10 protein-coding genes are annotated in these 13,753 nt (G+C 46.7%); all 10 read right to left on the minus strand.

Annotation, left to right across the window (positions count from 1 at the left end):
- Positions 1 to 5: 5 nt before the first annotated feature.
- Positions 6 to 851 (minus strand): exodeoxyribonuclease III, encoded by an 846-nt coding sequence (gene xth, locus ICN16_RS02010; RefSeq protein ID WP_216133381.1) that lies wholly within the window; start codon positions 849 to 851, stop codon positions 6 to 8.
- A complete protein-coding gene (ntrC, locus tag ICN16_RS02015; RefSeq protein ID WP_216133384.1) occupies positions 844 to 2,295 on the minus strand; it encodes a nitrogen regulation protein NR(I) in 1,452 nt (483 codons plus the stop codon). Before ntrC ends, xth begins: the two co-directional genes overlap by 8 nt.
- Complete coding sequence (gene glnL / locus ICN16_RS02020) at positions 2,292 to 3,428, minus strand: nitrogen regulation protein NR(II) (RefSeq protein ID WP_216133386.1); 1,137 nt, start codon at positions 3,426 to 3,428, stop codon at positions 2,292 to 2,294. The genes ntrC and glnL overlap by 4 nt, the downstream gene beginning before the upstream one ends.
- 11 nt (positions 3,429 to 3,439) lie before the next feature.
- A complete protein-coding gene (gene glnA, locus ICN16_RS02025; protein ID WP_216133388.1) occupies positions 3,440 to 4,855 on the minus strand; it encodes a type I glutamate--ammonia ligase in 1,416 nt (471 codons plus the stop codon).
- A 197-nt stretch (positions 4,856 to 5,052) separates the two neighbouring features.
- Positions 5,053 to 5,916 (minus strand): molybdopterin-binding protein, encoded by an 864-nt coding sequence (locus tag ICN16_RS02030; protein ID WP_216133390.1) that lies wholly within the window; start codon positions 5,914 to 5,916, stop codon positions 5,053 to 5,055.
- Positions 5,909 to 6,778 (minus strand): EI24 domain-containing protein, encoded by an 870-nt coding sequence (locus ICN16_RS02035; protein WP_216133392.1) that lies wholly within the window; start codon positions 6,776 to 6,778, stop codon positions 5,909 to 5,911. The genes ICN16_RS02030 and ICN16_RS02035 overlap by 8 nt, the downstream gene beginning before the upstream one ends.
- Positions 6,779 to 6,808: 30 nt before the next feature.
- On the minus strand, positions 6,809 to 7,786 hold the full coding sequence (locus tag ICN16_RS02040; RefSeq protein ID WP_216133394.1) for a sterol desaturase family protein: 978 nt from the start codon (positions 7,784 to 7,786) through the stop codon (positions 6,809 to 6,811).
- A 15-nt stretch (positions 7,787 to 7,801) separates the two neighbouring features.
- Positions 7,802 to 8,572 (minus strand): polysaccharide deacetylase family protein, encoded by a 771-nt coding sequence (locus ICN16_RS02045; RefSeq protein WP_216133396.1) that lies wholly within the window; start codon positions 8,570 to 8,572, stop codon positions 7,802 to 7,804.
- Positions 8,573 to 8,580: 8 nt separating this feature from the next.
- Positions 8,581 to 9,609: a cytochrome D1 domain-containing protein gene (locus tag ICN16_RS02050; protein WP_255533559.1), complete on the minus strand. Its 1,029-nt coding sequence runs from the start codon at positions 9,607 to 9,609 to the stop codon at positions 8,581 to 8,583.
- Between the two features lie 60 nt (positions 9,610 to 9,669).
- Entirely contained in the window at positions 9,670 to 13,752 is a 4,083-nt protein-coding gene (hrpA, locus tag ICN16_RS02055) for an ATP-dependent RNA helicase HrpA (protein ID WP_370625595.1), read from the minus strand.
- Position 13,753: the final 1 nt, after the last annotated feature.

The following is a 13,753-nucleotide window of genomic DNA, read 5'->3' on the forward strand; positions in this document are numbered from 1 at the left end:
GAGGCCTAGACTGTAATTTCAGCAATGACGGGGGCGTGATCAGATGGCTGCTCCCAGGTGCGAGGCTCTTTATCGATGATGCTTTCTGTGCATTTATCCTTAAGGGCTTCGCTTAATAGAATGTGATCTATGCGCATTCCAGCATTTCGTCTAAAGCCCATCATGCGGTAATCCCACCAACTAAATGATTTAGGTGCGTGTTCAAACATTCTGAATGAGTCCGTGAGGCCCAAGTTCAATAGTCGCTGAAATGCCTCTCTTTCGGCTGGAGACACGAGGTTCTGACCAATCCATTTAGAGGGATCATGGACATCATCATCTGTAGGTGCAATATTGAAATCGCCTAAGAGTGCCAAGCGACTATTCTGGGTTAGCTCTTCGCTTAGCCAATTTTCTAAAGCATTAAGCCAGGCTAATTTGTAAACAAACTTATCGCTATCAGGCGATTGCCCATTGGGGAAATAGGCCGATACCAGGCGAATGGGTTGCATTCCTTTGAAACAAACTGTAGCAGCCAAAATACGCTGTTGCTCATCCACATTCCCGGGAATATTTCTAATAGGCTTTAGAAAGGTAGTTTCATAATCCGTAGCGATCGATGCCAAGGCAGCTTTACGAACGATGATGGCAACACCGTTATACGTTTTTTGACCAGCAGCAATACTGAGGTATCCCGCCTCTTCAAGCTCTTGATGCGGATACTTATCATCGGTGAGTTTAAGCTCCTGAAGACATAGTGCGTCAATAGGCTTCTTCGCCTTCTCCTGATTCTGCAACCACTTCAATACTTGAGGTAAACGCACTTTCAGTGAATTGACGTTCCAAGCAGCTATTCTGACTGACTCAGCCATCAATACCAAGCTCCTGCAATTTACGCGTGATCGTATTACGACCGATTCCAAGACGCTGAGCTGCTTCAACGCGTCGTCCACGTGTAACTTCTAACGCAGCTTGGAGTACCGCCTTCTCAAACTTAGAGCACAGTACATCGTATACCTCTGAATCTCCATCCTGCAACATTTTTACTGCCAGACGACCTAAGCCACCCTCCCAATCCGCAGAACCAACCCTAGCAGCAACTTGCGCCGAAGGATTCGATTCACCCTGTAATACGACTGGCTGCTCACCCGCTTCCGCCAAAATATCAGCAGGTAAATCACTTACTCCAATAACATTGGAAGGCGTCATTACAGTTAACCAGTGGCAGAGATTTTCTAATTGGCGTACGTTGCCAGGAAATGGCATCACGCTAATATCCTTTAAAACTTCGTCAGATAGTTTTTTTACTTCAACCCCCAAAGACTTTGCGCATGACATCATAAAATGTCTCGCCAGCACCGGAATATCTTCAGCCCGCTCGCGCAATGCTGGCATCCTTAAGCGAATAACATTTAAACGATGCAATAAATCTTCACGGAAAGCCCCAGCTGCAACCCGCGCTTCTAAATTCTGATGGGTTGATGCAATGATTCGTACATTAGCCTTAATGGGGTCCTGCCCACCAACTCGATAGAAGTGCCCATCGGTTAATGCGCGCAATAAACGAGTTTGCAGATCAAAAGGAATATCGCCAATCTCATCTAAGAATAAAGTGCCACCATCAGCCTGCTCAAAACGGCCGCGACGCAGAGTCAAGGCTCCAGGGAAAGCACCACGCTCATGACCGAATAACTCAGACTCCAATAAATCCTTCGGAACTGCAGCAGTGCTAAAGGCAATAAATGGGCCTTTAGCACGGGGGCTATGCTTGTGCAGGGCTTGCGCAACCAGCTCTTTACCGGTTCCTGATTCACCAGTAATCAAGACCGTTGAATGAGACTGAGCTAATCTTCCAATTGCTCTAAAAACTTCCTGCATTGCTGGCGCCTGGCCAATAATCTCGGTGGAATCCTGTCTCCAACCATTCATCTCTTTATTGCCAGATTGATTACGCTCGCTCTGTTCGATTGCACGACGAATCAACTCAACAGCCTTATCGATATCGAATGGTTTGGTGAGGTACTCAAATGCACCACCTTGAAAAGACGAAACCGCCGAATCTAAATCAGAGTATGCAGTCATGATGATGACCGGCAACATGGGGTGACTTTCTTTGACGCTTTGCAGAAGATCCAAACCATTACCGCGTGGCATACGAATATCAGAGATTAATACTTGAGGGGATTCTTTCTCCAGTGCATCGAGCACATCGTTCGGATTAGAGAAGCTCTTATGCGGGATATTCTCGCGAGTCAGGGCTTTTTCTAGCACCCAACGAATAGATTGATCATCGTCCACGATCCAAACGGGTTTCATAATGCTTTCTCCTGCCTACGATAAGGAATTTGAATATGAAAGTCAGTCCGTCCGGGACGACTGTCACAGGCAATAAAGCCTTGATGTTGCTGTACAAATGTTTGCGCCAAAGTAAGGCCAAGGCCACTACCACCATCTCTGCCAGAAACTAATGGAAAGAAAATGCGCTCACGGATGTCTTCCGGAATGCCCGGGCCATTATCAATCACGTGCAGATCCATCGCCATTTTGTAGCGCTGCTTAGAGATGGTGACCGAGCGGGCAACCCTTGTCTTTAATTCAATTTGGGCAATGCCCTGCTGTATTTCTTCTGAAAGCGCTTGAGCAGCGTTATGGGCAATATTCAATACCGCCTGAATCAACTGCTCACGATCACCTAGAACCTCAGGAAGACTGGTGTCGTAATTACGAATAATCCGCAATCCTTTTGGAAACTCAGCCAAAACTAGGCTACGAACGCGCTCTAATGCCTCGTGGACATTAAACGACTCCATGGCGTGTGCCTTGCGGTGTGGAGCCAACAATCGATCAACTAAGTTCTGCAGACGATCTGATTCTTTGATGATGACTTGAGTGTATTCACGCAAGCCTTTGTCTGGAAGTTCAAACTCCAGCAACTGAGCGGCACCTCGAATGCCACCCAAAGGATTCTTAATTTCATGCGCTAAGTTCCGCATTAACTGCTTATTTGCTTCCACTTGCTGAGTGACGCGTTCATCGCGCTCACTTCGTAACTGTTGATCAATTGGAAACCATTCCATCATGATCAGAGTCGGATCTTCAAGGCTAGCCACGACTACGTGGGCAGGAATCGACTCCTGATGAATGCTACCAGGCAAGGAGTGCAAGACCATCTCTTGGCGTTGAGCGGATACATGCCCCGCTTTAACTTCTTCGATCATGCGCTTAATGGAGACGTTGTCTCCAAAGAGGTTGTGCACAGACTGACCCTCAAGCGATTTTCGCGACAGATCTAGCGCAGACTCTGCTGCGGGGTTCACGTAAACCAATTGTTGGTTCTCAGCCTCAAATACCACGATGGCATTTGGCATCTGATCAAGCAATGTCGGAAAAAAAGGAGCAGCCGAAGCTGCCCCTTTGAACGAATTGCGCAACAGACCTGCGCTCAACATTTCTCCTTCGCTTACAGGGAGTAGTACATATCGAATTCGATAGGATGAGTAGTCATACGGAAACGTGTGACATCTTCCATCTTCAAAGCGATATATGCGTCGATCATAGAGTCTGTAAAGACACCACCACGAGTCAAGAACTCACGGTCTTTGTTCAAAGCTTCTAATGCTTCTTCCAAGCTTGCACAAACGGTTGGGATCTTTGCATCTTCTTCTGGTGGCAAGTCATACAAGTTCTTGTCAGCAGCTTCACCTGGATGAATCTTGTTCTGAACACCATCTAAACCTGCCATCATCAATGCTGAGAAGCAGAGGTATGGGTTAGCCAATGGATCAGGGAAGCGAGTCTCAATACGACGACCTTTAGGGCTGGAAACGTGTGGAATACGAATCGAAGCAGAACGGTTACGTGCAGAGTAAGCCAACTTCACTGGAGCCTCAAAGCCTGGAACCAAACGCTTGTATGAGTTTGTACCTGGATTGGTAATCGCATTCAATGCTTTAGCATGCTTAATGATGCCGCCGATGTAGAACAATGCGAACTCTGACAAACCTGCATAGCCGTTACCAGCAAACAAGTTCTCGCCGTTCTTCCAAATAGATTGGTGAACGTGCATACCAGAACCGTTGTCACCAACGATAGGCTTAGGCATAAATGTTGCTGTTTTGCCGTAGGCGTGTGCAACGTTTTGAATTACATACTTTTGCCAGATAGTCCAGTCAGCACGCTCTACTAATGTGCTGAACTTGGTACCCAATTCGTTTTGGCCTTGACCGGCAACTTCATGGTGATGAACTTCGACAGGAATGCCTAAAGATTCAAGAATTAAACACATTTCAGAACGCATGTCTTGGAATGTGTCTACTGGAGCAACTGGGAAGTAGCCGCCTTTTTTGCCTGGACGGTGACCAGTGTTACCACCTTCGATTTCAGCAGCTGAAGACCATGGAGCCTCTTCAGAATCTACCTTAACGAAACAACCTTGCATATCAGCACCCCAACGGACGCCGTCAAAAATAAAGAACTCTGGCTCTGGACCAAAGTAAGCTGTATCACCTAAGCCAGTGCTTTTCAAATATGACTCAGCACGCTTTGCAATCGAACGTGGGTCACGGTCGTAGCCTTTACCATCTGAAGGCTCGATCACATCACATGTGATCACCAATGTTGGCTCTTCATAGAATGGGTCGATATAGCAAGCTGTTGGATCTGGCATCAATAACATGTCAGATGCTTCAATACCTTTCCAACCAGCAATAGATGAACCGTCAAATGCATGACCGCTCTCAAATTTGTCTTCGTCAAAATGGGAAATAGGTACTGTTGTGTGCTGCTCTTTACCCTTTGTGTCTACAAAGCGGAAATCAACGAAAGTACATTCTTTCTCTTTAACTAACTTCATCACATCAGCGACGGTCTTCGTCATGCAAATCTCCTCTATTAACTAAATTCGGAATACAAACTTAAGGTGTACACCCTTGTTCATTCCAGGCATCAAACATGCCCTTGGGATGTATCTAATTTACTGAAGCAAACAAACGGGAACGATCATTATTGCACTAATTAAGTGCTCAAATACGCCTTAAAACCTGAAAAAATAGTGTATTTGCACCAAATTAGTGCTTATTTAGATATTGAAATATCGTGAATCGCGTAACCCAGAGCCTGAGTGCCAGCTCGCAAAGCAATCCAAGCACTTTCCAGCAGGGTTGCATTGCCTTTGATACCCAATTCGATATGGCGCTCAGCGTAAACGCCACCCTTAGATGAGTCACCAACAGAAGGAAGACTGAAAACCTTTACCCCAGGAAAAGAAGCCTCAATACGCTCCATTAAGGGGGTAAGGGTCGACTCGATACCCTTGGGCACGATAAAGCTCTGCTCAGCCCAGTTTTCACGATGAAATAGGTTTTGATAATAGGTATCGAGGCACCAAGCCATCATGGGAGCGGCCATCACCGGAAAGCCAGGAACAAAATAGTGTTCACGAATAGAAAACCCAGGAATCTGGTTATAGGGGTTCGGAATAATGTCACTACCAAGCGGGAACTCCCCCATCTTGAAGCGATGTTGATTCTCTGGGGTGTTGAGATCCGCTTTAATGGGATCACCCTCCGCCATCGACTGAATACGCCCCGCAATCAATTCATGAGCTGTTGGATGCAATTCCGTTTTGGTACCCAATGCCAAAGCTGCACACTGCCTTGTGTGGTCATCTGGAGTGGCACCAATTCCACCGGTACTAAAAACGACATCACCGCTGGCAAAGCTATCTTTTAGGGTGGCTGTAATCTGCTCAGGGTCATCGGCTACATACTTAGCCCAAGATAAGCTCAAGCCTCTTTCATTGAGAAGCTCAATCAATTTACTCATGTGCTTATCTTGACGACGTCCAGACAAAATTTCATCGCCAATCACAATTAAACCAAAGCGACGCGCCTTTACTTCGGGCGCATCAATGCAAACCTGTTTTGATGCATCAACCATGGTACGGGAGCTCCATATCAATTACACGCGCCTCTATGTTCAAAGTTTTATCCAATTCAGTTTGTCGCAAATCCTTGAGCGCCTCAAGAAGAAAATGGGTAAACCACAAGGCAGCAAATACAAAGATTAAAGAATAAATCCAAAGAGCAACAAAACTTACAATCGGAAATAAAACTAAAGCCAATGCAGAAGTCGCCCAAAAGAAAGTGGGAACAGCACCGAGCATTCCGGAAACAATTCCCATGGCAAACAAAGGCCAACGATACCGTTGTAGCAATAGATCTCGCTCTTCAGGACTAGCATGCTGAGCCAACACATCATAAGACATCAAGCGCATAGTAAGCCAACCCCAGATCAAAGGTGGCAGCACCGCCACAAGCGGAGGAATCCACCAGACCGGCAAAGTCAACATGACCAGCGCCAAACAAATTAAAGCGGACCAAAGCGTATAGATGACACTACCGAAAACACTGCCGCCCTTCTTCCTATCGAGACTTTGATAGGCCCGCTGGCGGGATACGCGGCGAACAATCGCGGGCACTGTTGTGAAAGCAATGAACACTAATAAACTGATAGAGATTAAGGGGATCAGGAGCATTACAAAAAAGAGTGGCGCAATCCACGCACGCGCGTTTTCAAAGCCAGCCCAAATCAAACCATCCTGAATCCAGCTCGTAAAGATGGATGTTGTCAGAAAAATACTGAGCATCTCTAACGCTGGAGTCCACGTTAACCAAATTAAGCAACCCCATAGCACCGAGACAATTAAAAATGGTCGAAGACTAAGCCACAACATTTTGGGATGCATGGTGCCAACGATTGCCAAGCCAAAAGACTTGAATAACTGCTGGATGCTATCCATATATCCTTATTGATAATTCCGCAAAAAAAGTCATTTGGACTTGGGCAATAACTCTACAAGAGCGTGCTTCAAGGTTTGCCATTGCTGAACAAATACATTATGAGAAACAGTTAAGCCCCTCACCCCAGTTGGATAAACATCTTTTGGGAAAATAGCTGTATTGAATAACATATCCCACCAGGGAAACAGTACACCAAAATTGCAGCCGCCCAATACCCCTGGCTTACCTTTTGCTTCATGACCATAGCCTACTGCATGATGCATGCGGTGATACATCGGCGAGACTAATACATACTTAAATGGTCCTAGGTTGACTTTGATGTTGGCATGTTGCCAGCTCTGTATTAATTGACTAAAGACGACCAGCAAAATAAATTGGCTAGGCGAAACGCCAAACAATAAGGCGAAGAAAGCAAAAACTACAGCATGCATGATGTCATCAAGAATATGATTGCGATCGTCTGACCAAGCCGTCATTACGGTTTGACTGTGATGCAAAGCATGGAGTTGCCACCACCAATGAATCGTATGTGAAGCGCGGTGATATAAATACTCCACAAAATCCAGCAAGACAAAGTAGATAAAGAAGCTAACCAATGGGATAGCCGTAATTGGGGGCCACCAAGATTCCACATTCATTCTTGCGAAACGAAAGTCATGAAGAACTGAATCAATCTCAAAAAAGAATCCGGAGAGTGCAATAAAGATTAGGCCGTGAAAAATGCCTAGGCGATGAAAAAGTGTGTAAAACACATCGGCTTTGCTTGATTGCGCAAACTGATCTTGAGGTTCTGCAGGAGCTAACCTTTCCCATGTGCGCAGCACAATCACGATGAGTAATATTTGAATGCACCCAAACAGGAACCAATCAATACCGTCAAAGACATCTTCAGCCAAAGCCATTAAATCAAACTGATAGAGAATGGGGCCGGCCACATGGGCAAACAAGAACTCTTGAGTGCTAGCGTAGGCTGCGGAGATGGCGGATGTCAAAGGACTGGAATCCATATCCTCAATTGTGACTTATTTATCTTGTTTTGGCAGAGTTGCAAAACAAAAGCCACGCCCCTTTAAATTAATAATCAACTGCTCTAAAACAGCTGGTGCCCAGGGATCCTTGCGAGACCAAATACCCAAATGAGCCATGGTGATGTCGCCATCCTGAAGTTGGCTGCTTGCTTTATCTAAAAGCATTTGATTGGGATGGGTCCGCGAGCTCAGCTCATCCCCCAGAAATCCCGCAGGACTCCAGCCGATATGCTGATAACCGCATTGAGTCCCCATCCTAATAGAACGGGGTGAAGTTTTTCCACCGGGAGCGCGCCAGATTTTTTGAATATTGACTCCGGTAAGCTCATTAAAACGCTCATCTACGCGCCTGATCTCGCGACAGTAACTTGCTTCGGTATAGAGGCTCAGTACACCCGCCTTACTACCAAACTGTGGCTTGGCATATATTTCCCCGCTGGGACCGTCTTTGACAAAGTACAAATGGTCGTACGTATGGCTACCAAAATGATGGCCCTCTCGGACACGATCTTGCCAATAGGATTTCCAAGAATCGTCCAAAGAGAAATCGCCTCGGCTGGTCTTTTCATTGGCCAGGAAAAAGGTAGCTTTGATTTTTTGACGATTCAAAATATCCGCAACAGTCTGTGCAACCGACATGTTGCCGGTATCAAAAGTTAAGTAAACCGTTTTTTTGCAATGGGAGTCCTGCGCAAAGCCAAGCGATGAAGATATCGCTAAGGCCAGGAATATAGTAAGCCTTGTAAATGAAGCTTTCAGTGCCATTACCTAAATTATTCCCAACCAGCGCGTGGGGTAAAGAAAACACCGTGTGGAGATTTTCCAACCGGGATTACAGTCATCAGCTTCATTGATGGAATATCAATCACCCCAGCCTTCTTAGAAAAGCGGAATGTAACCCACAGTGTTTTTCCATCGGGGGTAATTTCCATATCATCTGGGCCCGCAGGCAAGCCAGTAATATCTCCCACCTTTTCCAGGGTCTGCATATTGATCAAGCTGATTGTTGACGCAATACGATTGCTTACAAAGACATGCTTTTTATCACCCAAGGGGCGGAAGTTGTGAGCGCCCTTTCCGGTAATAATTCGCTTTACCTCTTTGCGATTTTTCCAATCAATGACTTGAACATTATCTTCACCAGTAATGCCAATCAACAGGTATTGATCACCAGGCGTCATCCAGACGCCAGCAGGAACTTTGCCTGTGGTCATTTTCCAAATGACAGTCTGAGTATCCAAATCAATTGCAGCTAACTCATTAGAATCTTGCAAGGTAATAAATGCGATTTTGCTGTCCGCCGTAAAAGCAACGTGACTTGGTGTCTTACCCAACTTAATGGACTTAGCCAACTTCAGATCCGCACCTTGAGCGTGATAGACATCCACCCTGTCCAATCGATTGCCATTTGCAACAAACCATTTGTGATTGGGCGAATAGCCAATTTGGTATGGATCAATAATGTCAGGAATTTTTCCAGTCAATTCACCCGTGGTGGGGTTCATCAAGACAACATCATTGCCGGCCGCATTTGCAATCAAGAGCGTCTTCTGATCTGGAGTCATCATCAAGTGATGAGGTTCCTTACCAACCGGGACAGTCTTAATCACTTTCCGAGTAGGCATATCGATCAAACTAACGGTTGCTTCACCAGAGTTCAGCACTACAGCCAATTTAGGCTCACCCTTGGGGTCAGAAGCTGCTGAAGTTTGGGCGCAGGCAATAGTCTGAAGGCCCATAACAACAAAAACAGTTAAAGCTGAAAAAGTGCCGAATTTGGCTTTAGTAATATTGGTATGCATAGCTGACATTGTAAGCATTTGATGCTTCAAGCCAAGCCCTTGACGTTTGCAGCATTTGACCTAGCGCAAGCTGGCCAATACCTTTTCTAGGCGCTTTAGAGACATTGGGGTTGGGGTCTTCAGTTCTTGGGCATATAAAGCCACCCTCAACTCTTCAAGCTGCCAACGGAAATCCACTAGCGCCTGATCATCCGCCATCGCGTAAGTCGCAGATCCCCGGCTGCCTTGAACCAACTTTTGCCATGGGCGCGCAACGGACTCCCAGTCTTTTTGACACTGGGCATCTCGGGCGGGGTTAGCGCGCAATTTATCAATTCTCATGGCAATAGCCTTGAGATAGCGCGGAAAATGCACTAACTGACTGTATGGGGTATCCGAAACAAACTTAGCGAATATCAAGCCTTGAACTTGCGTCTGAATATCTGTGTAAGCATTGGCCGAGGCAGCCTTTGCCTGAGCCAACTTCTTTTGAAGGTCTGCATGGGCCTGTAAAGCCGCCAAGGCATGTTTTGAAATCTCCTGGGCAATCAGCGCCAAGCGTGGCTTACCGGCTTGCAAGCGCTCAGCAAATTGCTCCGCATTGACGGGCAGTGGATCGTTCATAAAAGCTCGCTCCAAAGCAAGATTGAGGATTTGCTCAATCAAACCATCTACCGAACCTACGTTAATAAACAGTAGACCAAGCTCCCGAATTCCAGGGAGTTGTTTTTGTAGTGCTTTAAGTGTGTCTTTATTCGATAAAGCGAAAAGTCTTCGCAATCCTTGCCAGTGATATTTCCTAGCCTCGAGTAAATCATCAAAAACCTTGAGATCACATGACTCAGTTCGATCCACCAATGCAGGGTAACCAAATAAGGTGCGATTCCCCTTTTGAATCTCCAGCGTTTCAGGTAACTCACCAAAGTCCCAGCTCCGGTAACCGCCCTGGTCGACATTTTTTATTGCAGAGGTATTAGCAGTCTGACTTGTTTTAGCGCTTGTATTTTGAGTGCTTACTGATGCATCGGCACCAAGCTCTTCTTTAACCGCTTGCTGGGCAATCGCCTGAAATGCTGTTCGAGCTGTTTCTCCGTATTCAGAACGCAATCGAGATAAATTACGCTCCAACTCAAGTTGGCGTCCATGCTCATCCACCAAGCGGAAATTCATAGTGGAATGTAAAGGCAGCGATTCTGGTCTGAAATCCGTACGCTTAATTTCCAAACCACGCTCTTTACGAATATCTGTAATCAAGCTATCTAAGAAGTCACCTACACCAAACTGCTTTTCTGCAAGCATGCGCTCCAGAAATGATTTTGCATACTCAGGCAACGGAACACAGTGACGACGTAACTTCTGTGGAAGTGATTTAAGCAGCAGGTGTATTTTTTCTTCGCACATGCCTGGTACCAGCCACTCACAACGGCGGCCATCTACCTGATTCAATAGCGTCAAGGGAACAACAAGAGTGACTCCATCTTTAGGGCTGCCTGGTTCAAAGTGATACGTCAAACTGAGCTCAGTTCCCCCAACAATCATCTTTTTGGGATAACGATCAACCGTAATACCGGCAGCTTCATGACGCATTAAGTCTGCTTTAGCTAAGCGCAAGAGCTTGTCGGCAACCTCTTCGTCAGTAACATCACTCTTGGCCGTCTTTTTTAGCCAGGCTTGCATTCCCTCTCGACTGAGAACATCCTTTGGAATGCGCGAATCATAAAAGGCAAACAATAGATCGTCATCGACTAAGACATCTGGGCGACGTGAGCGATGCTCTAAAGCCTCGATCTCTTTAATCAGCCTGTGGTTATGCCAGAAAAATTCAAAACTACCCGGGTATTTCTTTCTAGCATCGGCTTCGGTCTCGCGCATTAATGCTGGGGTATCCATGCGCCCAAACATTTCTTCTTGAACCAAGGCTTGCCGAATAAATAACTCGCGAGCCTCTTCTGGGTTATGAGCCTCATAACGCACTCGACGGCCGTGATAGATCGGCAAACCATACAAGGTGCCGCGCTCAAAGGCCATCACCTCGCCTTGACGACTATCCCAAAAAGGATCGCTCAGAGATTTAATGAGTCGGTGAGCTGCTACCTTCTCAACCCACTGTGGCTCAATCTTGGCAATCGTACGGGCATACATGCGATTGGTCTCTTGAAGTTCGCCTGCCAAAATCCAAGCACCAGCCTTCTTACCAATGGTTGAGCCAGGCCAAATAAATGGACGAATTCCGCGAGCGCCAATATAGCCACCCGTCTTACTTCCTCGCTCTTGGGATTTTTCATCCTCCTCTTTTTTGGCAACATAACCTAATAATCCGGTCAGTAAAGAGAGGTGAACTTGCTCATAAGTAGCCGCCGAGGGGTTTTCTTTCCAGCCCTTTTCGCCCAGCATCGTATGTAGCTGCCCATGAACATCGCGCCATTCTCGTAAACGTCTTGGAGATAAAAATTTACTACGGCACAAATTTTCTAATTGGCGGTTGCTGTGCTTGTGCTGTAAGGCATCTTGATACCAATCCCAGAGCTTGACGAAACTGAGGAACTCAGAACGCTCATCCGCAAACTGCAAATGAGCTTGATCGGCGGCGGCAGCCTGATCCATGGGTCGATCGCGCGGATCTTGTGTAGCTAAAGCAGAGGCAATAATGGTGACTTCACGAAGCGCGTTTTGCTCTTTGGCAGCCAAGAGCATGCGTCCAATTCGGGGGTCTAGCGGAAGATCCGCCAATTGCTTACCCGTAGGGGTTAGCTTGAAGCTGCTATTGATATCTTTGCTATCGCCTGCAGAATCTTCGTCATAAACAATGGCACCCAGCTCATCTAGCAATTGCACACCATCGGCAATTGCTCGGCCCAGAGGTTTATCAATGAACGGGAATTCTTGAATGCGGGGTAAGCGCAAAGAACTCATACGAAGTAATACTGCCGCTAACGAGCTACGCAGAATTTCTGGATCAGTAAATTTGGGTCGATTTAAATAATCTTGCTCGCTATAAAGACGAATACAGATGCCATCCGATACACGACCGCAACGACCCGCCCTTTGATTGGCTGCCGCCTGAGATATCGGCTCAATTTGAAGTTGCTCTACTTTATTGCGATAGGAATAGCGTTTCACGCGCGCTAAACCACTATCGACTACATAACGAATATTAGGAACGGTTAATGAGGTCTCCGCAACGTTGGTAGTCAAAATAATGCGTCGACCGTTACCGGGATTGAATACACGCTCTTGCTCTGCAACAGATTGGCGAGCAAACAGACTTAATATCTCAGGATGAAAACGTTGCTGAAGGACGTGATCTTTGCGTAACGCTTCAGCACAATCTCTGATCTCTCGCTCGCCCGGTAGGAATACCAAGACATCGCCAGCGCCTGAAGCACCCTCTCGCCAGACATTGGCAATGGCCTCTGCCACTGCATCCGGAATTTCTTTAGCTTCTTTGGACTCTTTCTTTCCATCTGGCTTAGCATCGGGCTCTAGTGGCTCATAACGCTGCTCCACCGGGAAAAGTCGACCACTCACCTCAATAACGGGTGCAGATTTACCATTCAAGGTGAAATGATCTGAGAAACGCTTAGCGTCGATAGTTGCCGAGGTGATGATTAGCTTGAGATCGGGGCGCTTAGGCAACAACTGGCGCAGATAACCCAATAGAAAATCAATATTAAGACTACGCTCATGAGCCTCATCGATGATGAGGGTGTCATAGGCACGAAGCTGAGGATCCCTCTGGGTCTCGGCTAGCAGGATTCCATCAGTCATTAACTTGATAGAGGCGCCTTGACTAGTCTTATCGGCAAAGCGCACTTGATAACCCACATCCTGGCCAATGGGTGTACCCAGCTCCTGGGCTATGCGCTTCGCTGTGGCCGTTGCAGCGATTCGGCGAGGCTGTGTATGCCCAATCAGCCGGCCGCCGTTGATGGTGCCTCTGCCAAGGTCCAAACAGATCTTCGGTAATTGGGTTGTTTTGCCTGACCCGGTCTCACCACAGACGATCACCACCTGATGTGAGCTCAAGGCATCTTTAATGATTTGGCGCTGGCCTGAAACCGGCAACTCCTCCGGAAAGCGAATTTCTAGCCTTCGTGAGGTGTTGGAAGCAGGCACAGTCGCAGGGCTTGCTTTGGGTTTTTGTTGGTTTATAGGCTCTTGCACC

Origin of the sequence: Polynucleobacter sp. es-MAR-4, from assembly GCF_018882055.1 — a bacterium.
GTDB lineage: Bacteria > Pseudomonadota > Gammaproteobacteria > Burkholderiales > Burkholderiaceae > Polynucleobacter.